The sequence below is a fragment of the Serratia fonticola genome, from assembly GCF_001006005.1.
Lineage (GTDB): Bacteria > Pseudomonadota > Gammaproteobacteria > Enterobacterales > Enterobacteriaceae > Chania > Chania fonticola.
Genome location: NZ_CP011254.1, coordinates 4,193,119 through 4,216,625 on the forward strand (window position 1 = coordinate 4,193,119; position 23,507 = coordinate 4,216,625).

Sequence of the window (23,507 nt, forward strand, 5' to 3'; positions counted from 1 at the left end):
TATGGATAGCACGTCACAACATCCCTGGCATGCATTATTGCTGACACCGCTGACGCCCGAGCAGACCGCCAAGGCGTTGGCCGATGACGATCCGCAATGGGAGCATATCGACAGCCAGATGGTCAAAGTGGGTTCGCTGACCCACAGCTCGCTGAATATTGATGACCTTCAGCAGCAGGCGATGGCTCTGTTGTCGCAAAAAAGCAAAGACTTCCGCTTGGTGGTGCACCTGCTGCGTACCTTGCAGCACGGCGGCGAGCCGGGCGACCTGATGCTGGCGATCTCCTTGCTGACCGCTTACGTGCAGAACTTCTGGACCAGCGCCTGGCCGTTGAACCCGCTGCATAAGCGCCGCTTTGCCCAGCAGATCCTCAAGCGTTTTGACAGCGCCAGCGGCAGCTTTAGCCAACGGGCGACGGATGCCCAACGCCAGGATGTGCAAGGTTTGCTGGCACATCTGGCCCAGGTCTGGCACAGCGAGGAACCGGCCCTGGCGAAAGAGGTGGATAGCCTGCGCACCAGCTATGCGCGGTTGCCTACTCGCACCGTTGAACCGGTAGTTGAGGAGGAAGAACGCCCTCAGTCTGGTTCGGCATCGACATCAACCTCTGCCAGCAGAACGATCAGCCCCAGTCTGAGCATTGATAGCTCCAGCGATAAAGCCTGGCGGCAAACGCTGCTGAAAATGGCGGATTTACTGTGTGAACTGCACCCCGAGGCCGCCATTGGTTTTCGCCTGCGTCGCCATGCCCTGTGGGGCAGCTTGACTGCACCACCGATAGCGCAGGCCGATGGGCGCACGCCGCTGGCAGCCGTTTCTGTCGATCGCATGGCCGATTATCTGGGGCGCGTGGCCACTTCGGATCTGGCCCTGTGGCAACAGGTAGAACAAAGCCTGGCGCTGGCGCCTTACTGGCTGGATGGCCACGCGCTTTCGGCGCAGATCGCTATTCGGCTGGGATACGCAGGGGTTGCGCAGGCCATACGCGACGAACTGAGCGCCTTTATCGAGCGGATGCCGGCGTTAACTACCCTTTATTTTACCGATATGACGCCATTCCTCTCCCCTGAATCTGCCAGCTGGTTACAGCAGGATACGGGTACCAATGGGGGAGGTAACACTATTGAACAGGATGAAATTTGGCAATGCTATCAACAGCAAGGACTGGAAGCCGCGTTACAGATGGTCGATCGGCAATCGCAGCAAGCCGAACCCAGGGACCGTTTTTACCTGCAATTGCTCAGCGCCCAGTTACTGGAAAAAGCGGGGATGACGGCGCTGGCACAGCAGCACTACCACAACCTGTTGCAGGTGGGGCAGCAAGTGCAGCTAAGCGAATGGGAACCGGCGTTGATCGCCTTGCTGACAGACAAGCAGCGGCAGCTCAAGCCGTGATGGCCAGGGAAGGGAACAGGAGCGTTAACGCATGAAATTGCCCTCATTTATTCATTTTGCCAGACCGGCGATTCCACGCATCAAAGCCTCGGTGCCGGTGGTGTTGGCGCTGTTGGCCTGTATCGGCTTGATTTGGATCTGGATTTACGGACCGGAATGGAAGCTGAAGGATTACCAACCGTTCGAGCCTTTGCTGAGCCGCTGGCTGGTGACTGCATTGGTGGTGCTGCTGGCGGTTTGCTGGCTCACCTTCAAAATGGTGCGGCGTTTGCAGCAGTTGGAAAAGCTGCAGCTGCAGGCCAAAACGCAGGTCGACGATCCGATCTTGGCTGATATCGAACAGCAGGACCAGTATCTGGGCGTCTGGAAGCAGCAGTTGCAACGGCGGCTGAATACCCCGGCTTATCTCTATCGTCTGCCTTGGTATATGGTGATTGGCACCCGCAACAGCGGCAAAAGCACCCTGATCAAAGAAGGCTACAAGCTGACCGAAATCGCCAGCCCGGAACTGACCAGCGTGGAAGACGCCGGTGAGCTGCGCGTGCGCTGCTGGCTGGGTGAACAGGCGGTGCTGATCGATCCGGCAGGTGAACTGATCGAGCAGCCAACGCTGTCCATAGTGGGCAAAGCGGCGCTCAATAGCCGCCTGTGGCAAAGCCTGTTGAACTGGCTGGTTGAACACCGTAAACGCCAGCCGCTGAACGGCCTGATCCTCACCGTCGATCTGCATCAACTGCTGACGGCGAACAAGGCCCAGCGCGAAAACATGATTGCCAGCCTCCATCAGCGTTTGCAGGATGTGCGCCAGGCGCTGCATAGCCAACTGCCGCTGTACGTGGTGTTTACCAAACTGGACCTGCTGTACGGGTTTGAAGCGATGTACCAGACGCTGGATAAGGCGCAACGCGAAGCGGTGCTGGGGGTGACATTCAGCCTGAATGCCGCCGAGCCGGAGGTATGGCGCAAAGAGTTGCAGCAGTTCTGGCAACAATGGATCGCCCAACTGAATGGCGCGATGCCAGACATGATGCTCAACGGCGTCGATGCCGGGCAGCGTAGCCAACTGTTCAGCTTTACCCGCCAGATGCAGGGCCTGCAAGAGTATGTGGTGCAACTGCTGGAGGGGATCCTCTACAGCGGCGATCATCAACAGCCACTGCTGCGCGGTATCTACCTGACATCTGCCCAACAGCGCGGACAGATGGATGACGTGTTTACCCAGTCTGCCGCCGTGCAGTATCACCTGTCGCCGCAGGCCTTCCCAACCTGGCCGGTCGCCGAAACGACCCCGTACTTCACCAAAGAGTTGTTTAATCAGGTGTTGCTGGCGGAACCGAATCTGGCGGGCGAAAACGGCCTGTGGCTGCGTAACTCCAGAAAACGCCTGATGGTGTTCTCCTGCGTGGGGGCCGTGGTGGCGTTGACGCTGTGGGGTTGCTGGCAATACTACTATCAGAGCAACTACCGTGCCGGACAAGAGGTCCTTGCCCAGGCCAAAACCTTCCTCTCCATCCCGACGCCGAAGGGTGACGATCGCTATGGCAACCTGCAACTGCCGTTGCTGAACCCGATCCGTGACGCCACGCTGGCTTATGGCAACTACCATGAGCGCAACAGCCTGTTGGCGGACATGGGCCTGTATCAAGGCAACAACATCGGCCCGTATGTGGAAAGCACCTATCTGCAACTGTTGCAGCAGCGCTTTGTTCCGGCGTTGATGAGTGGCCTGTTGGAGCAGTTGAATGCCGCGCCTCCAGGTAGCGAAGAGAAACTCGAGATCCTGCGTGTGATGCGCATGCTCGAAGACGGCAGTGGCCGCAACGTGGCGCTGGTGGAACAATTTATGGGCGATCGCTGGAGCCAGCAGTTTAACGGCCAGCGCGAACTACAACAGCAGTTGATGGGCCATCTGGACTATGCGCTCAAGCACACCGATTGGCGTGCCGCGCGGGAAAGTGGCGATCAGATTGCCGTCAAGAACTTTATCCCTTATCGCCAGCCGATCCAGCTGGCACAGCGCGAGTTGAGCAAGCTGTCGATTTATCAGCGGGTGTACCAGAACCTGCGCATCAAGGCACAGGAAGCGCTGCCTCCGGCCCTGAACCTGCGCGATCAGATCGGTGCCAGCTTTGACGACATCTTTATCTCCAACAACGATCGCCTGCTGGTGGTGCCACAGTTCCTGACGCGCAACGGTTTGCAGAACTACTTCACCAAGCAGAATGACCAACTGGTGGATCTGACGGTGATGGATAGCTGGGTGCTGAATCTCAGCAAAAACGTCGAGTATAGCGAGGCGGATCGCAAAGAGATCCAGCGGCAGGTGACCGAGCAGTATATCGGTGACTATACCGCCACCTGGCGTGCGGCGATGAATAACCTGTCGGTCGGTGAGTTTGAAGATCTGCCGCAGGCGATCAGCGCCATCGAGCAGGTGATCAGCGGCGAGCAGCCTTTCCGCCGTGCCTTGCAGACGCTGAGTGATAACACCCGGCTGCCTGCGGTGCCTGACGCGTTGCAGGGTAAAGAACGCCAGGAACTGCTGCAAAAATCCGATTATCAACTGCTGGGCCGCGTCAACCGCGAGTTCGCGCCGGAAACCGGCGTGCTGGTGGAGAACGGTGACAAAGGCAGCGTGCTGCAAAGCGTCTACCAAAAACTGACCGAACTGCACCGTTACCTGCTGGCGATCCAAAACTCACCGGCCCCGGGTAAAGCGGCCATGAAGGCGGTACAGCTGCGCCTGGATCAAAACAGCAGCGACCCGATCTTCGAAGTTCAGCAGTTGGCGAAAAACCTGCCGGAACCGCTGAACCGCTGGGTAGGGGATTTGGCCGAACAAGCCTGGCGCGTAGTGATGATGGAAGCCATCCAATCGTTGGAAGTCGAGTGGAACGAGACGGTAGTGAAGCAGTATCACACCTACCTGGCTGGCCGTTATCCGTTCGATCCTAAATCGCAGCAGGACGTGCCGCTGAGCGAGTTTGAACGCTTCTTCGGCCCGAAAGGCACTCTGGATAGCTTCTACCAGCAGAACCTGAAGCCGTTCGTGGATAACAACCTGAGCAGCGGCAGCGACGGGCAACTGTTAATCCGCCCAGACGTGCTGCAACAGCTGGCACAGGCGCAGAAGATCCGCGAAACCTTCTTCTCGGCACAAAACGGTCTGGGCACCCAGTTCGCCATCGAACCGGTGGTGCTGAGCGGCAACAAACGCCGCAGCGTGCTGAACCTGGATGGGCAGCTGCTGGACTACGCACATGGCCGCAGCAACATGGTGCATCTGGTTTGGCCTAACTCCATGCGGGCCGGGGTAGAAAGCAAGGTAACGCTGGTTCCAGATGAAAACGGCAAGTCCCCGCGCAGCATCACCTTCAGCGGCCCTTGGGCACAGCTGCGGCTGATCAACGCCGGTGAGTTGACCAACGTCGGCACCAACTCGTTCGATGTCCGCTTCAAGGTGGACGGCGGCGAGATGACCTACCGCATCCATGTGGATGAGTCCGACAACCCGTTCGCTGGCGGTCTGTTCAGCAAGTTCACCCTGCCAGACACGCTGTATTAATCGTTGTTATTCCGTCTCTCTGCCGCGCTTGGCAGAGAGACGCTTTAAGGATGAGTCCGCATGAGCGAAGCCTCAGAAAATATCATCATTCAAACCGGCGGCGATCCGCGCCATTGGCCGGAATTCAGCGCCATTCGTGAAGAGATCAACAAGATCAACCACCCGGCACGGCCAGAGGTCAACTGGCGCCTGATTGAGTCCCTGGCGTTGACGCTGTTTCGTACCAACGGGGTCGATCTGCAAACCACGGCGTACTACGCCCTGGCGCGTACCCAAAGGCACGGGCTGGCCGGGTTTACCGAAAGCTGCGAGCTGTTGGCGGGTATGGTAGTCAGCCAATGGGAGCGGCTATGGCCAGAGCAGCCGCAGGCCCGCTCGGAAATACTGGAGTGGTTCAACGCCCGCGTCGGTAGCCAACTGCGCCAGCACGAGTTCGGCATTGACGACCTGCGCCTGGTATACCGCGCCGAGCGGGCGCTGCAACTGCTGTGCGACAAACTGCAGCAGGTCGAGCTCAAGCGCGTTCCACGCATTGAAAACCTGCTGTACCTGATGCAGAACACCGCCAAACGGCTGGAAGCCGCCCATGAAACGGCCAAACAGCCGCCAGCGCAACCGCTGAAGATGCCCTCGATGGTATATCTCTCGGTGCCCGACACGGAGCCGGTCCGCACCCTGTTCTCGGGGGCAAAACCGGCCGCGAATGAACCTCCTCCGGCGTACGAAGAACCCGCGCCGCAGCCAAAAGAACAACCACTACCCAATGTGGAAGTGCGTTTTGTACCGCCACCACCGGCCGTTCCCAAAGCGGCCAAATGCGCGGCGACGGCTTGGGGCTTTGGCGGCGGTGTGCTGTGCAGCCTGGTGGTTGCCGGTGTGGTTTACCTGATGCAGGTGAAACCGATGCAGGAGCGACTGGCGGGGTTGGCCGCCACCCCGGACGGTTCGGCGCAGCTGTGGCTGGCCCAACCGACTCTGGACGGCTACGGCCAGCAATTGAACACCCTGGAAAACCTTTCTCCGTTGGCCGGGTTGCGTACCGCCGATGCCTCGGTGGCGCTGGCCAACCAGCTGTGGCCGACCGATCCGGAGCAGATTGCCCAAAGCCAACGTTGGCAACGGCTGCTACAGGCGCGGCTCGGCAGCGAGCGGGCCGACAGCAGCTATTTCCAGGTGCAGCAGCGCTTGCAGGCGCTGTCGGACAAGTTGCTTGAACAGGAACAAACGCGCGGCAGCCTGACGCTTTCCTATCTGAAAACGCAGGTTTATCAGATGCAAAGTGAACTGAACCGTGAAACGCCGCTGGAAGAGTTGCTGCGGCAGTTGGCGGTTTCGGTGGAACAACAACAACCGGCTTCACCGGTGCTGCTCAAGCAGATAGACGAGCGTTGGAATGCACTGCTCAGTCGCTATCACCAACTCACGCAGCAGGCAGCACCTGCCCGCTAACCTCCAGGAAGGAAAAGATATGTTTGCTGATGATAAGAAAAACGCCCCCAAGGGGGGTGTGCAGCCGAAGAACATTGTGGCCACGGAGACGCCGACAGTCAGTGGCGATCAGGTGGCGGATATGGTGGGAGCCGCGGCTGGCGCTGTAGGCGGCAAGGCGGGCAAGGTGGTATCGCAGGCGGCAGATATTGCCAAAAAGGCCGGTTCGATAGCCTCATCCGTAGGCATCAATCCGAAGAACATTGTCAGTGGTGGGAGCGCAGCGGGCATAGCCTCATCCGCAGGCGTGAAACCGATGAACATTGTCAGCAGTGGTAGTGCCGCGGGCATGGCCTCATCTGCGGGCGTTAAGCCGATGAACTTTGCCAGCGGCGGCAGCGCCACGGCAATGGCGTCTTCGGCTATCAGTGCCCTGCTGGGCGGTGCGGAACCGAGCGGGTTGCAGTTTACGCTCTTCACGGCGAACCTGCCGCCGCAGACCTTTGTGGTGGTGGATTTCAGCCTGACCGAGATGCTCTCCTCACCGTTCGTGCTGAACGTGGGCCTGGCCAGTGCCGATCCGGCCATCGACTTTGCCGCGGTGCTGGATGAAGATGCGACGCTGGTGATCAAGCGTGAAGGGGTAGTGCAACGCAGCATCACCGGCATGGTGGCGAGTTTTGAACAGGGCGATACCGGCCTGCACCAGACCCGTTACAGCATGGTGATCCGCCCGGCACTGTGGCGCACCACGCTGCGGCGCAACTCGCGTATCTTCCAGCAGCAGAGCATTGAAAACATCATCACCACCTTGCTGAAAGAGAACGGCATCACCGACTTTGCCTTTGGCTTGCGTAACCCCCATCCGGCCCGTGAGTTCTGCGTGCAGTATCAGGAATCGGATTTTGACTTCATCCAGCGGCTGGCCGCCGAAGAGGGGATGTTCTACTACTTCGAATACCCCGAAGGCAAAAACATCGTGGTGTATACCGATGACGTAGGGACCCTGCCGCAGGGTGCTGTGCTGCCGTATAACCCGGGCGTAGCCTCACAGGCACTGGAGCTGTGCGTCACCACCTTCACCCGCAGCGCACAGGTGCGCACCGCCGTGGTTGAACTGAAGGATTACACCTTTAAAAACCCGCAGTGGTCGGCGGCCTTTAATGAGCAGGCCAGCGAGCTGCAAAACCAGCGGCCAGACTACGAACACTTCGACTTCCCTGGACGTTTCAAAGACGAACAGCACGGCAAAGCCTTTACCCATTATCGCCTGGAAGCCCTGCGCAACGATGCCAACCTGGGGCAGGGGCAGAGCAATGACTTTACCCTGCAGCCGGGACTGTTGTTTTCGCTGACCAGCCACCCGCGTGGCGATTTGAACCACCAGTGGCAACTACTGAGCATTCAGCACAGCGGCAGCCAGCCTCAAGCGCTAGAGCAGGAGTCCGGTGGGCAAGGCACCACGCTGAGCAACCAGTTCGTTTTCCTGCCGCACACCCAAACCTGGCGACCGACGCCGATGCCAAAACCGAGCATGGATGGCCCACAGATCGCGATGGTGGTGGGGCCAGCCGGGGAAGAAATCTACTGTGATGAGTTCGGCCGTATCCGCCTGCAATTCCTGTGGGACCGCTACGGTAAAAGCAACGACAACAGCTCGTGCTGGATCCGCGTGACTCAACCGTGGGCCGGGCAGGGCTGGGGGATGTTGGCCATTCCGCGTATCGGCCAGGAAGTGGTGGTGGATTTCCTGCATGGGGATCCGGACCAACCGATCGTCACCGGGCGTACCTATCATGCCAACAATATCCCACCGGGATCGCTGCCTGCCAGCAAGACCCAGATGGCGTTCCGCTCCAAGACCCATAAGGGCGAGGGCTTCAACGAATTGCGGTTCGAGGATGCCAAAGGGGGCGAGGGGCTGTTTATGCATGCCCAGAAGGATATGAGTACGACGGTGCTGAACGATAGGGCGACTCAGGTTATGCACGATCACACCGAAGCCATCGGTCACGATCAGGTACTGTCGGTGCGTAACGATCGCTTTAAAGAGATCCAAGGCAAGGAGGTCACGGCCATAAGCAAGGATCGCCAGATTGCGGTTGAGGGAGGCAGCCTGCTTGAGGTGAAAAAAAGCATCTTCATCTCCTCCACCAGCGAAGGCATCAAGATTTCTACGGCCGCTGCCAGCATTACGTTGGACCATGCGGGCAATATTGATATTCAAGGGACACATGTGCGGATCAACGGTAAGCGAATTGATCTGAACTGAGCGTGTATTAACAGGAAACAGAATGAACAACATCACTTACCGAATGAACGAAGGGAAAATTTCCATTCCGGAGAACTGGCGCGACGACTCTATGCAGGTGTTTGTGGTGCCTGATGATAGTGGGGTCAATCTGGTAATCAACCGCACACCGGTGCCGGTTGGATTGGACTGTGAGGCCTACTATGCCGAGACCCTGGAGCAGTTTCAGAACAGCCTTCCGGGTTTTAAAGAACTGGCACGTAATCAGATCCCTTTGGATGGTGCACAGGCTCAGACGCTGGAATACCGCTGGAAAAGCCCGGAAGGCGAAATGCATCAGTATGTGGTGATGCAGGTCCGGCAGGCGCTGCTGTTGACGTTTACCGTCACCTCGCCCAACGCTTTGGCCGAGAGCCAAAGAGACTATTTTCAGCAGATTATCCAGAGTTTTAGCGCCGAATAAGCGCTTTGGATAACAGGCAGGAGGCCTAACCCATGCAACAAGATATCATCCAGCGTATTGCCCGGGTCGGTGCAATGAATGCTGCCAGCGGGCCTGCACCTCTCACTTCGCAAGCGGGCCCTGCTGCGGCACGTCTTGGCGACCAGATTAAGCACAAGAGTTTTTTGGGGGCGCTACTTGGGGCCGTCACCGGAGCGCTGATCGGTGCTGCTATCTTCGCTGCCGCGGGTCTTTTGATCGCAGGCACTGGCGGGTTGGCAACTGTCGCTGTACTGGCACTAGGAACGGCAGGCACCATGGCGATGGGAGGGGTGATCAGCCGGGCTAGCGGAGCAGTGGCAGATTTTGTCGATAGTGTGGGCTCCATGGATGGCCCTATCTCCACTGCGTCATCTAATGTGTATATCGAAGGTAAACAAGCCGCCAGAGCCATCGTCGATATGGTGGCCTGCACCAAACACAGTTCACCCCCAAAAATTGCCCAGGGCAGTGAGAGCGTATTTATTAATGACCAACCCGCCGCACGGGTGGGGGATAAAGTTACCTGCGGTGCCACCATCAAGGAAGGGGCCAGCAGCGTTTATGTAGGCTCTGGGCAGGGCAGTTATCTGGAGATAGATGAAGAATTCTCCTGGTGGGAAAAGGCCATTCTGGTCGCAGTAGAATTCCTGGTTCCCCCCAGCCGGGGTATGCTGAAAGGCATTGGTAAACTGTTTACCAAAGCTGGCCGTGCTGCCGTAGTAAGCGGCGCAAAAATGGGGGCGAGGCAGGTGGCGAAGATCGCTTCTGGCAAAACTTTCCGCTGTGCTACTAATGCGTTTAAAGGAGGAAAAGGCCTAAAACGCTTTAGCGAAGCCGGGAAAAAGTTTGTTAAAGGCGACCCGATTGATGTCACCAATGGCAGCCTGGTTGAACAGCGCACCGATATTGAGCTGGGGCAAACCTTGCCGCTGTGGTTTACCCGTACTTGGGCCCCAGGCTGTGGGCACACCTACGCGCTTGGGCAGGGCTGGACTGACAGTTTCCACCAATATGTCGAGGTCAATGCGACTGAAGACGTGATTGAGGTCACCACGCAAGAAGGTAGTGCATTGTATTTTGCGCTGCCCAAAGGGCACCAGGTTAGCGTAAATCCCGATCATCCTGACTTCTCCTTACATCGCCATCCACAGGGATGGGAACTGGTCGACAGGCGAAGCCGGACCAGCCAGTGGTTTACTCTGGCTGTGAGGCAGCAAGGGCAAACACGTTACTTACTCACTCGCCAGAGTGATAATAACGGCAACGTTCTCACTCTTTCCCATGATAAGAACAACCGTTTACTGCAGGTTACCCACAGCGACGGCATTGAGTTAGAACTGCGCTGGCATGCCAGTGGTTATCTGGCGGAGATTATCCGTGTGGATGGCGGTTTGCAGGATAGCCTGGCCCGTTATCAGCAAAACGAAGAAGGTTTCCTGACCGAAGCTGACAGCCAGCAGTTCTATCACCTGTACTACAGCTACAATTCTCAGGGGCTAATGAGCCGCTGGCATGATAATGATCAAACCTGGGTAGATTATCAGTACGATGAGAAGGGCCGCTGCATTACCAGCATTGGAGCGGGGGGATATTACCCGGTTAGCTTCCAGTATCAGCCAGGGATCACTCTGGTCAGCGATAGCCAAGGACGCACCACACGCTATGAATATAACGAGCAACTTAAGGTCACGGCGATAGAGGATCCTCAGGGGAACCGTACTGGCTTCACCTACGATAACTTTGGCAACCTGATTGAGCAGACCTCACCGTCTGGCCGGGTTACCCGGCTGGAGTATCTGAAAGAAACCGGGTTGGTTAGTGCGTTTTACGATGCGGCCGGGGCCTGCTGGCGTTATAGCTACGACGATCTGGAACGCCTGACGGCGATGACCGATCCGCTGGAGCGTGTCTGGTGGCAGGAATACGATGAGCAGGGTAACCCGTCCCGCTTTATCGCACCAGATGGCACCACCACTACCCTGAGTCGCAATGCGTTTGGCTTGATCACACAAGTGGCCGATAGCGAGGGCAATCAGCAAACCGCGCGCTACGATGAGCGAAATCGCCTCTGCAGCCTGTTTGATGAAGAAAACCGCGGCCTACATCTACGCTACACCACACGAGATGATCTGCGAAGCCTTTCCCATGCAGGCGGTGCGCTGTGGCGCTATCGCTATGATAATCACCGTCGGTTGGCGGTTAGCGATCGTCCCAACAACAGCCTTGAGCAGTTCACCCACGATCGCCATGGCAACCTGACGCACTATCAGGATGCTAATGGGGTTGAGTGGCGGGTGGATTACGGCCCGTTCGATCTGCCGATGGCGCGCACGGACGGGGAAGGGCAACGCTGGCAATATCGTTACGATCCAGATCATTTACAACTCATTGAAGTGATTAATCCGCAAGGGGAGAGCTATCGCTATCAGCTCAACGCCAGTGGCCAAGTAGTGACTGAGCAGGACTATGCGGGCACTGAGTGGCAGTATGTCTACGATAAAGACGGGCAGTGCGTAGAGAAACGCGATGCCTTGGGGCAAGTCAGCCGTTTTCAGTACGATGCAGCGGGCCGGTTATGTTCTCTGCATACCCCAGAGGGGGAAACCCAGTACCAATATGATGTCCTTGGCCGTTTGTTGAGTGTGGTAGCGCCCGCTAGTGAACTGAGTTTTGAGTATGATTTACAGGGCCGGGTGGTGCGTGAAACGCAAAATGGCCGGGTGATCCGTCGGGAATATCCGGATCGGCAGACGCAAACCCGCCACCTGGAGATGCCGGAAGACGAAGCGATGCAGCCAGCGTTGAGTACCACGCTGCGGACTAACCGAGTCGGCGAATGGTTATCCTTGCAACTGCCGCAGCAAGCGGAAACACAGGCATTGCGGGTAACGCGAAACGACAATGGGCAGGATACCGAGCGTAAGGCTGGCGACGGCTTTATGCTGCGTAATCAGTATGACCTGATGGGGCAATTGGTCCACCAACGGGCAGGTCGGCAGACACGGATATTTACTCCGGAAGAGGTGCAGGATATTCCCCAGCCTGTTTTGGCGGGGTTGGATCGCAGCTACTGTTATGACCGTGCTTTGAACCTGGTGGCGGCCAATGACGACCTTGAGCGCTTAAGCTATGTGGTGAACGCTAACCGGCAGGTGGTCTCGGTGAGCGAGGGTAACCAGTTGCAGGAGCACTACAATTACGATGCCAGTGGCTATCCGACGCAGCAAAGGGTGAACAATCCACGGGCCCTGTTCTCGGTTTCGAATGAGGATGTTTACCTGCGGGGGCATAGGCTGAGTCAGGCGGGTGACAGTAGCTTTGAGTATGATGATGCGGGTAGGATGATTGCCCGATGGCAGCATAAAGGGGGCTACCGACCAGAGGAAACACGCTATAGCTGGGACAGCCGTAATCAGTTAATAGCATTGAAAAAGCCGCATGGCGAAGTGTGGCACTATCGTTATGATCCCTTTGGCCGCAGGACAGAGAAAGTCTGCGAACAGAAAGGGTTGCGAACGCTTTATCTGTGGGATGGTGATAGCATCGCGGAGATAAGGGAGTATAAAAACGCGCAATTACAGCGCATTCGCCACTGGGTGTTTGATGGTTGGGAGTTGTTGGCCCAGCAGGAATGGACCCAGCCGAACGTACTGCCGTTTGATGGTAGGGCCGTGGCTGACGAAAGCGAAGCGCGGGTTTATACTACCCTCTATGCGGTATGTGCCCCCAACGGTCAACCGTTGGCGCTCTTTAACACTGAAGGAAAAGCACAATGGCGCAAGCCTGCGGCATCACTGTGGGGTATGGCGCTGAGCAAGGCCACGGTGAATGTGCAGTTGGATCCGGGGCTGAAGTTTGCAGGTCAGTTGTTGGATGAAGAGAGCGGGCTCTTTTATAACCGGTATCGTTACTACCTGGCCGAGGCGGGCTGTTATCTGACGCCGGACCCGATAGGGCTGGCGGGGGGAGAGAATACTTACGGATATGTACATAATCCCCTGTCATGGGTCGATCCATTAGGCTTAGCCGGATGCTCTACCACACTTGGTAGGAACATGATGGAGGCGATGGGACTGCCGCGTTCTACGAAATGGACTGGGCATCAAGCCCACCATATAATCCCGAAAGAATTAGCTAACCATCCAGCATTAAAGAAGATCAAATATTATATTGATGATGCCGGAAACGGTATCTTCCTCAGAAGAGTCGATGATGGCACTAGTGCGATGGCAAGGCATCAGGGAAGTCATGATGGATATACACAAGCAGTTAAAAATGCTTTGGATAAAATAGATCTTAATCAATCTAAAGACGCTATTTTAAATCAAGTGAAAGAAATCCAAGGAATTTCTCGGAAAGGGTTAGAGAATGGCTACCCAATCAGACCACTTGATATGGATAAAGCAGGTGGTGCATTAGGAAATGGAAAGGTTAATGCTGTCTGGACTAATATTTTCACTAAAGGTGGCTGGTAATGGATCAAAGATACATAATCGAACCTATTGAGTTTGCATTTACAAATGATCTCTTTAAAGGGTTGTCTGAAGCTATAAGCCAGAAGGTTATTGTTATCAATAATGTTGATGATGCTTATAAGTATGCGTTTGAGCAGAACCTCCCATCGGGTTATAAAGTTTGGAATGATACGATTGAACAATGTCGTAAATCTTTAAGGAAAAATAAGAAGTTCCAAGAGGCTTATGATTTTGTTAATGGTAATCTTGAAAGTTTACAGGTTAAAAATGCATCATCACTTATTGAGTTTAGAAAGAAGAGAATAAAGAAAACGAATACCGCTCATGATGACTTTATTTTCTCTGAAGCTAAAGAAGATGCGTTTTTTGTATTGTCTACAGTAGCGATCAATAGATACTTAGATAACTTTATAAAAGACTCCTTTCTTGAAGATATATATGCACTTTACAAAGCAGGTGCGTGGCCGTGTGGTATGAAAGGAAGTGTTATCTTGGTTTTTGACCCAGCATCGCTTAGTTAATATTATTAACTCTTTAGATTGAATGTGTAAATAAAAGCCGGGAAGGGCCTCTTTGGATCTTCCCGGCTATTTTTTTATCTGTTGTTACGTCACAGATTACCCTGTCGAACCTTAATCATCACCTTGCTGGGCATCACGTTGATCGTCAGTTGTTGCCCGGTCAGACCGCACTGCGTCAGCCAGTCCCCCGCCAGATACAGCTCGCCGTTATCCCGTACCCAGTCCACGCCGATATGGGGATGAATGTCTACCTCCAATAATAGCCTCTGGATCTCTGCGTCATCAGAGATCAGGCTTATTATCAATCCATCCCGATACGGTTCTATCTTAAATACCGACCCCGGCGTAAACCCCGCCTTGATAATATCCTCACCATCGATAATCAGCTCAGGAATAAATCCGCCTGTGGTTGCCTGTATACTATGAGTCCCGTTCATACATTCCCCTCCGCCTGAATAATCAATCTTCCCTGTTCAATATTTACCGTCACCGGCTGGCCGGTTAAAAACCCCAGTTCTTCCAGCCAATAACCCTTGATAATCAGCTGTGGCGCGGGCTTCTTGATACCTCGGTTGGGCGAATAGCCCACGGTGTAGCGGCGTGTTGCCTTGGGTTCTTTATTTACAGTGGTGCCTGACTTAGAATCACGCTTAGCCATGATAACTACCTCGAATAGTTGTTGTGGTGAGCGGCGATAGTGGGCTGCAACCCGTTATCGCCGCGTTACTTGTCAGTTAGTTACGCACCTGTGCAATCATGGCGCCTAACATCTCTGAAATTATCTGCTGTTTTTCCTGCGGCAAATTAGCAATCGCTTCTATCTGCTGCTGCCACTTCGGAGTCGGGACACTCTCGTGGAGGGAAGACTCCGTCGTTGCTCCAAACAATTCCTCTAGTGAAACCGAAAAAATGTTTGCTACGGCAGGGAGTGAAGACACCTTGATACGACGGCGGCCAGCCTCCCATGCTTGCACTGTCTGTTGGGAAACTCCCAACTGCTCAGCCAATTCGGTCTGAGTAATGGTGCGTTCTTTGCGCAGTCTGGTAATGCGTTTGCCCAACGCAATGAAAAAATCACGTTCTTCGCTACTGATCGCCATAGTTGCCTTGGTTCCTGAATGTCACAAGACAACCATAACATACCGTACATTTTACTACGATATGATGTAAATACTACAATATGTGGTTTTATTGGGTCCAGTTGTTTTCATATGTAAATTGAGGTTTTTTGAAGCAAAAATAATGCGATGCATTTCGCAGATTGAGATAAGAGCGCTAATACGCCTTGAAAAGAGATATTGATAGCAGAAACAAGGACGGTCTTGGGCTAGCCAGCTAAACGCGCCAGCCCGGCACACAATTAATCTCCCCCTCAATGAGAAGACAGCTCATACTTCTTTATCTTGCGATACAGCGTCGCGATGCCAATCCCCAGCTTCTCCGCCACCACCTTCTTGTTCGCATGCTGGCTCAGCGCCTCCTCAATCATCAGCTTCTCCATACTCTCCAAACCCGCCATATCGTGGTTTGCGCAACTCTCTGTGGCCTTATACGTAGATACGCTGGCGCGAGCCTCCAGATGCTGCCCTCGGGTCAGATTAGGCGGCAGCAGATAGGTATTGATGATTTCACCGCTCGGCACCACGTTAACCAGATACTCCATCAAATTACTCAGTTCGCGCACGTTGCCTGGCCAGCGGTGTCGGCGTAGCAGCTCGAGTACCTCTGCCGAGATGCCGGGGTAGATAATGCCGATCCGCTTGGTGTGCAAACTGAGGAAGTAGTGCACCAGCAGTTCGATATCGCCTTCGCGCTCACGCAGCGGTGGCAGGGTGATGGGGATAACGTTCAGGCGGTAATAGAGGTCTTCACGGAACTTGCCTTCGGCAATGTACTGTTCCAGGTTCTGATTGGTGGCGGAGATAATGCGGATATCGACCGGGATCGGCTTGCTGGAGCCGATCGGCAACACCTCACGGGATTCCACCGTGCGCAGCAGCTTGGCCTGCAACATTAGCGGCATATCACCGATCTCATCCAGGAATAGCGTCCCCTGATTGGCCGCCTGGATCAACCCCACCTTGCCATTGGCCGAAGCGCCGGTAAATGCGCCCTTCAGGTAACCAAACAGTTCACTCTCCAACAGTTGATCCGGAATGGCGGCGCAGTTAATGGCGATAAAGGGTTTATCGCTGCGGTTGCTCAGCCGGTGGATCGCCCGCGCCACCACCTCTTTGCCAGTGCCGCTTTCGCCAACCACCAATACGCTGGAAGGGCTGGGGGCAATACGGGTAATTAAATTTTTCAGCAGGCGCATCGGTTTGCTTTCCCCCGCCAGTTGCTCAATACGCGGGTCTTGCAGGCTCAGCGTTTCGTCAAATGAAGAATGTGACTGATGGAAGGCCATTAAAAATAATTGATGATCCTGAACCTGATGCAACTGGCCAATCATAATCTCTTGGTTATCGTCAAAGGAGAGAATATGTTGCAGATGTCCGCTGGTGTAATTTTGCTGGAAGGTGAGGGCGCGAATAGTAAAGGTTTTGCCGATAATATTTTCCTGCGGCATATTGAGCTGTTTCAAAGCCATCATATTGGCGAACTTAACCTGGTTCTTTTCATTGAGTATTAATACCCCCTGATCCATATTTTCAATCAGGCTGAAAAGCACTTTATTTAAGCCACCGCTGCCGCCTTGCGTCTCCAATAAGTTGGAAACGAAAACGTTGGAGATATTGCGCACGTAACCCGAGAACTCTTGCAGATTATCCCGCAACCTTTGCTGCTGCTCCAGGGTGAAGGCCACCAGGCTGATCACGCCGATGCAGGTATCTTGGAACAGGATAGGAATGCCGAGGAAGGCCTTTTCCTGGCACTCATCTTTGCTGGTGCAGCCTTCGCACACCGGGTCGTAACGGGAGTGGGTGACTATTTTTTCATTTTTAGTATCAAGCACATATTTCAACAACCAGGAGTTGCTGCCGAGCTTGATGCCAAATTGTTTGCCATACGGGCCAGTGCCTGCCACGCGTACCAGGTTGGCATCGACAATCTCTACCTCCAGCAGCAACACGCTGGAGAGCATCTTGGTAAAGCGCAAAATTGTCGGTTGGATCTGCATAAGAGCCGACTGGGCAGTGGCCGGTGCTATCATCACGCGTCTCCCGTTATCGTCATTGAAAAAGAAACGATAATACACTACGACCAGATATAATTTGATAGTCATCAAGCTAATCCCACAGAGAATAGAGATTCTGCTGTTAGCATCACATTTTATTATCAAAATGATACTGTACGCTAATTCCTATCATTTTGGGTTGCGAGAAAGGCTGATAATTATAAATGGCAGATTCACGCCACAGGGAATTATCCCTTGCCAGCAATATCCTGGCTGGAAAATTCACCTTAACCGCCCCGAAACTCCCGTTTTATGTGATCGTCATCATAATAATCCGCAGTTTTATGTTACGTAGCTTAACTTTCCCCTTGTTGGCACGCTTATTGATTGTCCTGTAGCCAGACGCTGAAAAAGCGTATTTGTTATTCCGAGGTTAGGCACTTGTTTTAACGGATCACCACCACACTCTCTATTTAGGGGCAAAGATGAGAACAGTTAACCAGTTAATTAAGGAAATAAGCGCGTTAAAGTCCAATTTACATCAAAAGGACTTTTTACTGACGTGGGAACAGAGCCGTGACGAGCTGGAACTGGTGCTCAAGCTGGCGGAATCGCTGAAAACCATGCGCTCAGAAAACATTGCCACCAAGATTTTCAACAGTGGCTTAGGCATCTCCATCTTCCGTGATAACTCCACGCGTACCCGTTTTTCTTATGCCTCAGCGCTCAACCTGCTGGGATTGGTGCAGCAAGATCTGGATGAAGGTAAATCGCAGATCGCCCATGGGGAGACGGTGCGTGAAACGGCCAACATGATCTCCTTCTGCGCGGATGCCATCGGTATCCGTGACGACATGTATCTGGGAGCCGGCAACGCCTATATGCGTGAGGTGGGTGCCGCGCTGGATGAAGGGTTCGAGAAGGGCGTGCTGCCACAGCGCCCGGCATTGGTCAACTTGCAGTGCGATATCGATCACCCAACGCAGGCGATGGCTGATTTGGCGTGGTTACAGGAGCACTTTGGCAGCCTGGAAAATCTGAAAGGCAAGAAGATCGCCATGACCTGGGCTTATTCACCCAGCTATGGCAAACCGCTGTCGGTGCCGCAGGGCATCATTGGCCTGATGACCCGCTTTGGCATGAAGGTGACGCTGGCCCATCCGGAAGGTTACGACCTGATCCCGGACGTGATCGAAGTGGCGAAGAACAACGCCGCCGCTTCCGGTGGCAGCTTCCAGCAGGTGACCTCGATGGCCGAAGCCTTCCAGGGTGCGGATATCGTTTATCCGAAATCCTGGGCGCCGTACAAGGTTATGGAGCAGCGTACCGATCTACTGCGTGCCGACGATCACGCGGGCCTCAAGGCGCTGGAGCAACAGTGCCTGGCGCAAAACGCCTACTACAAAAACTGGCACTGCACCGAAGAGATGATGAAGCTGACCAAAGGCGGCGAAGCGCTCTATATGCACTGCCTGCCAGCGGACATCACCGACGTATCCTGCAGTGAAGGGGAAGTCTGTGCCAGCGTATTCGAGAAGTACCGTATTGCCACCTATAAGGAAGCCAGTTGGAAGCCTTATATCATCGCGGCGATGATTATGGCGCGCAAATTCTCCAACCCAGGTCTGGTGTTGGATCAATTACTGAAAGAAGCAGAAAAACGCATTAAATAAATTTACCTGGTCAGGGATACCGGGCGGTGTCCCTGCACGGTGAAGATTAATGCGACCAGAAGAGGTAGCGGTTATGTCGGTTTTTTCATTGAAAGTGGCGATAGAGGATAACCGTTATTTTAACGGCGAAACCTCCCCTCTGTTCTCTAAGGCGCAAGCGCAGAAAGCGCGCGAGTTTCATAAAAAGATCGCGGGTTATCAGCCAACGCCGTTATGCGCGTTGGACGATCTCGCTCAGCTGTTTGGCGTGCGGAAAATCCTGGTCAAAGACGAATCCAAACGCTTTGGCTTAAACGCCTTCAAGATGCTCGGCGGTGCGTACGCCATTGCCCAGCTGCTGTGTGAAAAGTACCAGATTGATATTAATGCGTTTTCTTTTGAAAAGTTTAAAACCACGGCGACCGAGAAGATGACCTTCGCCACCACCACCGACGGCAACCATGGTAGGGGTGTCGCGTGGGCGGCGCAACAGCTGGGCCAGCATGCGGTGGTGTATATGCCTAAAGGTTCGGCACAGGAGAGGGTGGATCACATTCTCAACCTGGGTGCCGAGTGCATCGTCACCGATATGAACTACGACGATACCGTGCGCCTGACCATGAAAACGGCCCAGGAACGCGGCTGGCAGGTGGTGCAGGACACCGCCTGGGAAGGCTACACCAAGATCCCAACCTGGATCATGCAGGGGTACGCCACGCTGGCAGACGAAGCGGCCGAACAGATGCGGCAGATGCAGATCGAGCGGCCAACCCATGTGCTGTTACAGGCCGGTGTCGGGGCGATGGCAGCAGGCGTGCTGGGCTATCTGGTCGATGTGTTTGGTGCGGATAAGCTGCATTCGGTGATCGTCGAACCCGAGCTGGCCGATTGCGTTTATCGCTCAGGGGTAAAAGGGGAAATCGTCAACGTGGGCGGCGATATGGCCACCATCATGGCCGGTCTGGCCTGTGGTGAGCCTAACCCCTTGGGCTGGCCGCTGCTACGTAACTGCGCCACGCAGTTTATTTCCTGCCAGGACAGCGTGGCGGCGTTAGGGATGCGGGTGTTGGGTAATCCGCTGGGTAACGACCCGCGCATTATCTCCGGCGAATCCGGTGCCGTGGGGTTGGGCGTACTGGCAGCGGTGCATCACAGTCCGCAACGTGCGCAACTGATGCAAAAACTCGGTCTGGATAGCCAGTCGGTAGTGCTGTTGATCAGCTCCGAGGGCGATACCGACGTGAAGCACTATCGCGAAGTGGTGTGGGAAGGGAAGCATCCCGTCTGAGCATACCCGTCGTCTTTCAAGCTGCAGCGTTGTTACCTGCACTATCTCACCCCAGTCACTTACAAAAGTAAGCTCCTGGGGATGAGATAGCTTGGCGCCTAGCTGCAACTCGAAATCCATAGGGCATCAAGGCCGAATTCTGAGTTTACTCAACCTCTCGCAGTAGCGAGGGGTAATAAAAAATTGGAGAAAAAAATACAATGGCAAAGCAAATTCCTTTCGAATTGGTGTTAGAGAAAGCCTACCAATACAAAGATGAGATGACGCGCTTCCTGCGGGACATGATCGCCATCCCGAGTGAAAGCTGTGACGAAAAGCTGGTGGTGCTGTGCATCAAGAAAGAGATGGAGAAGGTCGGGTTCGACAAGGTTGAGATTGACCCGATGGGCAACATACTGGGCTATATCGGGCACGGCCCACACCTGATTGCGATGGACGCGCATATCGATACCGTCGGCATCGGCAACATCAAGAACTGGACCTTTGACCCGTATCAGGGGATGGAAAACGACGAGATCATCGGTGGCCGTGGCGCATCGGATCAGGAAGGCGGCATGGCTTCCATGGTTTACGCGGGCAAAATCATCAAGGATCTGGGGCTGGAAGATCAGTATACGCTGCTGGTGACCGGCACCGTGCAGGAGGAAGACTGCGACGGCCTGTGCTGGCAGTACATTATTGAGCAATCCAACATCCGCCCAGAGTTCGTGATCAGCACCGAACCGACCGACTGCCAGATCTACCGCGGCCAGCGTGGCCGTATGGAAATCCGCGTGGATGTGCAAGGTATCAGCTGCCACGGCTCGGCACCGGAGCGCGGTGATAACGCCATTTTCAAAATGGGCCCAATCCTCAACGAACTGCAACAGCTGTCCGGCAACTTGGGCAATGACGATTTCCTGGGCAAAGGCACGTTGACCGTTTCAGAGATTTTCTTCACCTCACCTAGCCGCTGCGCGGTAGCAGACAGCTGTGCGGTCTCCATCGACCGTCGCCTGACCTGGGGCGAAACCTGGGAAGGGGCGTTGGACGAGATCCGTGCGTTGCCAGCGGTACAGGCTGCCAAGGCGGTCGTGTCGATGTATGACTATAGCCGTCCGTCCTACACCGGTCTGGTGTATCCAACCGAATGCTACTTCCCAACCTGGAAGGTCGAAGAAGATCACATCACGGTGAAAACCCTGAGCAAGGCCTATCAAGGTCTGTTCAAGAAGCAGCCGGTGGTGGATAAGTGGACCTTCTCTACAAACGGGGTCTCTATCATGGGGCGTCACGGTATTCCGGTGATCGGTTTTGGCCCGGGCAAAGAGCCTGAAGCCCACGCGCCGAACGAGAAAACTTGGAAAGACCATCTGGTGACTTGCGCGGCTATGTATGCCGCCGTGCCTTTGGCTTATCTGGAAGAGTTGGATAAATAAGCGACCCCTCACCCCAACCCTCTCCCACAGGGAGAGGGAGCTGTCCGGAGCCTGTGATTGGTCCGTGCAGCTTCGGAAAGTGGGGTACAAGAGGAAAGATATTACACATAGAAATCAGCGAACTCGATCGGTCTCCACAGGGAGAGGGAGCTGGTGTCGAGTGGTTTTCAAATGTGCAAATTTCATCTGTAACGAGGGTGATGTAGTAGGCGAGCCTCTGCTTCTCCAGGAAGAACGCTAAAACATCCGCGAATTCGATCGGTTCCCTCTCCCTGTGGGAGAGGGTTAGGGTGAGGGGCCTATCCAGCACCCAGCAAGCATCACACAGCAATATACCCGGCACCCTCCGCCGGATTTTTTTATGGAGTGCCAGCAATGAAGCAGCTAATTAAGAACGGCATTCTGGTTGATAGCGACGGGCAGTACGCTCAGGATTTGTTGATTGAAAACGGGGTGATCTGCCAGCGCGACACGGCGATCGAAGCCGATAGCCAGTGTGAAGTTATCGATGCGTCCGGTTGTTACGTCATGCCCGGTGGTATCGATGTCCATACCCATTTCAATATCGATGTCGGCATCGCCCGCAGCTGCGACGATTTTTTCAGTGGCACGCGCGCGGCGGCCTGCGGCGGTACCACCACCATTATCGATCATATGGGATTTGGTCCGGCGAGCTGCAACCTCCATCATCAGCTCAACGTCTACCACCAGTATGCGGCCGGCAATGCGGCGATCGATTACGGCTTTCACGGCGTGATCCAGCATATCGACGACGGCATTCTCAAAGAGATGGCCAGCATGGTGCATGACGAAGGGATCAGCAGTTTTAAGCTGTATCTGACCTACTTCTACAAGATTAATGATACCGACGTGCTGCGGGCCTTGGGGCAACTGCGGCAGGTTGGGGCATTAACTACTGTCCACCCGGAAAACGATGCAGCGATTGCTCTGCGCCGTGCTGCGCTGGTGGCTACCGGTAAAACAGCACCGATCCACCATGCATTAAGCCGCCCGTTGGAATGTGAGGCAGAAGCGATTGGCAGGATGATCAATCTGGCCCATCTGGCAGACAACGCGCCGCTGTACATCGTCCATTTATCTAATGGTCTGGGGCTGGATTATTTACGTCTGGCACGCCAACAGCGCCAACCGGTGTGGGTAGAAACCTGCCCGCAGTATCTGCTGCTCAATGAACAATGTTACCTGCGCGAAGATGGGGCGAAATACATCCTCAGCCCACCGCTGCGCGACCAGCGTGAATTGGATCGTCTGTGGGTAGGCATTGCCGACGGTTCTATCGATACCGTCGCCACCGATCACTGCACTTTCCCTTATCACCAACGGCAGGCAATGGCGGCGGGGGATTTTACCCGCTGCCCGAACGGCCTGCCTGGGGTCGAGAATCGCATGATGCTGCTGTTCTCTCATGGGGTGATGAGCGGGCGGATTTCCCCTTCACGCTTTGTGGCGCTCACCAGCAGCAACCCGGCGCGGTTGTTCGGCTTGTGGCCGCGTAAAGGCAATCTAAACCCAGGCGCTGATGCCGACGTGGTGATCTTTGATCCGCGCCAATCCACGGTTATCAACCACGCGCGGCTTCATGACAATGCGGACTATTCGCCTTATGAAGGTTTTCAGTGCCAGGGCGCGCCGGTGCTGACGATGTGCCGAGGTGAAATCGTAGCTCGCAATGGCGAATTTACCGGGCGGCAGGGATACGGGCAGTTCTTGCGTCGTCGACCTTTCAATGCCCAGATCGCGGCAAAAATGGGGTAACAGAGTCTTGTGTTGCCCCTCACCCCAACCCTCTCCCATAGGGCGAGGGAGTTGTACGGTGTTGTGTCCAGTAAAATGTTGAAGTGAGACACCGCAATAACAACGTGGCACGGACGGTCCCCTCTCCTTGGGGAG

At 54.8% G+C, this 23,507-nt stretch carries 15 protein-coding genes; 11 read left to right on the forward strand and 4 right to left on the reverse strand.

Translation table 11 applies throughout. The annotated features are described in order from the left end of the window. Position 1 precedes the first annotated feature (1 nt). From tssA to WN53_RS18620, 7 genes are all read left to right on the forward strand, one after another. Positions 2-1,396, forward strand: a complete 1,395-nt coding sequence (tssA, locus tag WN53_RS18590) for a type VI secretion system protein TssA (RefSeq protein ID WP_024486240.1) — start codon at positions 2-4, stop codon at positions 1,394-1,396. 31 nt (positions 1,397-1,427) lie between these two features. After that, positions 1,428-4,961, forward strand: coding sequence for a type VI secretion system membrane subunit TssM (tssM, locus tag WN53_RS18595; RefSeq protein ID WP_024486239.1), 3,534 nt, complete (start codon positions 1,428-1,430; stop codon positions 4,959-4,961). 60 nt (positions 4,962-5,021) lie between these two features. Then, the gene (locus tag WN53_RS18600) at positions 5,022-6,410 is read left to right on the forward strand and encodes a VasL domain-containing protein (RefSeq protein WP_024486238.1); all 1,389 of its coding nucleotides are present in this window, start codon (positions 5,022-5,024) and stop codon (positions 6,408-6,410) included. A gap of 355 nt (positions 6,411-6,765) precedes the next feature. Beyond that, the gene (locus tag WN53_RS18605) at positions 6,766-8,661 is read left to right on the forward strand and encodes a type VI secretion system Vgr family protein (protein WP_390901734.1); all 1,896 of its coding nucleotides are present in this window, start codon (positions 6,766-6,768) and stop codon (positions 8,659-8,661) included. A 22-nt stretch (positions 8,662-8,683) separates the two neighbouring features. Beyond that, positions 8,684-9,103 (forward strand): DUF1795 domain-containing protein, encoded by a 420-nt coding sequence (locus WN53_RS18610; RefSeq protein ID WP_037413085.1) that lies wholly within the window; start codon positions 8,684-8,686, stop codon positions 9,101-9,103. Between the two features lie 32 nt (positions 9,104-9,135). After that, positions 9,136-13,599 carry an AHH domain-containing protein gene (locus tag WN53_RS18615; protein WP_046808161.1) on the forward strand — a complete coding sequence of 1,488 codons (4,464 nt, stop codon included), beginning with the start codon at positions 9,136-9,138 and terminating at the stop codon, positions 13,597-13,599. Continuing rightward, positions 13,599-14,120 carry a hypothetical protein gene (locus WN53_RS18620; RefSeq protein ID WP_046808162.1) on the forward strand — a complete coding sequence of 174 codons (522 nt, stop codon included), beginning with the start codon at positions 13,599-13,601 and terminating at the stop codon, positions 14,118-14,120. Before WN53_RS18615 ends, WN53_RS18620 begins: the two co-directional genes overlap by 1 nt. A gap of 89 nt (positions 14,121-14,209) precedes the next feature. On the opposite strand, the gene WN53_RS18625 is transcribed toward WN53_RS18620, so the two are convergent. The 4 genes from WN53_RS18625 to WN53_RS18640 form a co-directional block, all read right to left on the reverse strand. After that, positions 14,210-14,557, reverse strand: coding sequence for a SymE family type I addiction module toxin (locus WN53_RS18625; RefSeq protein ID WP_024486328.1), 348 nt, complete (start codon positions 14,555-14,557; stop codon positions 14,210-14,212). Continuing rightward, positions 14,554-14,778 (reverse strand): SymE family type I addiction module toxin, encoded by a 225-nt coding sequence (locus WN53_RS18630; RefSeq protein WP_024486329.1) that lies wholly within the window; start codon positions 14,776-14,778, stop codon positions 14,554-14,556. Before WN53_RS18630 ends, WN53_RS18625 begins: the two co-directional genes overlap by 4 nt. A gap of 76 nt (positions 14,779-14,854) precedes the next feature. After that, positions 14,855-15,220 carry a helix-turn-helix domain-containing protein gene (locus WN53_RS18635; RefSeq protein ID WP_024486330.1) on the reverse strand — a complete coding sequence of 122 codons (366 nt, stop codon included), beginning with the start codon at positions 15,218-15,220 and terminating at the stop codon, positions 14,855-14,857. Positions 15,221-15,492: 272 nt separating this feature from the next. After that, positions 15,493-17,241 carry a sigma-54 interaction domain-containing protein gene (locus tag WN53_RS18640; protein ID WP_037413151.1) on the reverse strand — a complete coding sequence of 583 codons (1,749 nt, stop codon included), beginning with the start codon at positions 17,239-17,241 and terminating at the stop codon, positions 15,493-15,495. Positions 17,242-17,723: 482 nt separating this feature from the next. On the opposite strand from WN53_RS18640, the gene ygeW reads away from it, so the two are divergent. The 4 genes from ygeW (at position 17,724) to hydA (ending at position 23,372) form a co-directional block, all read left to right on the forward strand. Further along, a complete protein-coding gene (gene ygeW, locus WN53_RS18645) occupies positions 17,724-18,911 on the forward strand; it encodes a knotted carbamoyltransferase YgeW (RefSeq protein ID WP_024486332.1) in 1,188 nt (395 codons plus the stop codon). A 73-nt stretch (positions 18,912-18,984) separates the two neighbouring features. Continuing rightward, a complete protein-coding gene (gene dpaL / locus WN53_RS18650; RefSeq protein WP_024486333.1) occupies positions 18,985-20,178 on the forward strand; it encodes a diaminopropionate ammonia-lyase in 1,194 nt (397 codons plus the stop codon). Positions 20,179-20,378: 200 nt separating this feature from the next. Beyond that, complete coding sequence (locus tag WN53_RS18655; RefSeq protein WP_046808163.1) at positions 20,379-21,596, forward strand: YgeY family selenium metabolism-linked hydrolase; 1,218 nt, start codon at positions 20,379-20,381, stop codon at positions 21,594-21,596. A 375-nt stretch (positions 21,597-21,971) separates the two neighbouring features. Further along, complete coding sequence (hydA, locus tag WN53_RS18660; protein ID WP_024485740.1) at positions 21,972-23,372, forward strand: dihydropyrimidinase; 1,401 nt, start codon at positions 21,972-21,974, stop codon at positions 23,370-23,372. The last annotated feature ends 135 nt before the right edge of the window (positions 23,373-23,507 follow it).

Coding starts and splice junctions, on each gene's coding strand:
- tssA (WP_024486240.1), top strand. CDS start 2: ATGGATAGCACGTCACAACATCCCTGGCATGCATTATTGCTGACACCG.
- tssM (WP_024486239.1), top strand. CDS start 1,428: ATGAAATTGCCCTCATTTATTCATTTTGCCAGACCGGCGATTCCACGC.
- WN53_RS18600 (WP_024486238.1), top strand. CDS start 5,022: ATGAGCGAAGCCTCAGAAAATATCATCATTCAAACCGGCGGCGATCCG.
- WN53_RS18605 (WP_390901734.1), top strand. CDS start 6,766: ATGAACTTTGCCAGCGGCGGCAGCGCCACGGCAATGGCGTCTTCGGCT.
- WN53_RS18610 (WP_037413085.1), top strand. CDS start 8,684: ATGAACAACATCACTTACCGAATGAACGAAGGGAAAATTTCCATTCCG.
- WN53_RS18615 (WP_046808161.1), top strand. CDS start 9,136: ATGCAACAAGATATCATCCAGCGTATTGCCCGGGTCGGTGCAATGAAT.
- WN53_RS18620 (WP_046808162.1), top strand. CDS start 13,599: ATGGATCAAAGATACATAATCGAACCTATTGAGTTTGCATTTACAAAT.
- WN53_RS18625 (WP_024486328.1), bottom strand. CDS start 14,557: ATGAACGGGACTCATAGTATACAGGCAACCACAGGCGGATTTATTCCT.
- WN53_RS18630 (WP_024486329.1), bottom strand. CDS start 14,778: ATGGCTAAGCGTGATTCTAAGTCAGGCACCACTGTAAATAAAGAACCC.
- WN53_RS18635 (WP_024486330.1), bottom strand. CDS start 15,220: ATGGCGATCAGTAGCGAAGAACGTGATTTTTTCATTGCGTTGGGCAAA.
- WN53_RS18640 (WP_037413151.1), bottom strand. CDS start 17,241: ATGCAGATCCAACCGACAATTTTGCGCTTTACCAAGATGCTCTCCAGC.
- ygeW (WP_024486332.1), top strand. CDS start 17,724: ATGAGAACAGTTAACCAGTTAATTAAGGAAATAAGCGCGTTAAAGTCC.
- dpaL (WP_024486333.1), top strand. CDS start 18,985: ATGTCGGTTTTTTCATTGAAAGTGGCGATAGAGGATAACCGTTATTTT.
- WN53_RS18655 (WP_046808163.1), top strand. CDS start 20,379: ATGGCAAAGCAAATTCCTTTCGAATTGGTGTTAGAGAAAGCCTACCAA.
- hydA (WP_024485740.1), top strand. CDS start 21,972: ATGAAGCAGCTAATTAAGAACGGCATTCTGGTTGATAGCGACGGGCAG.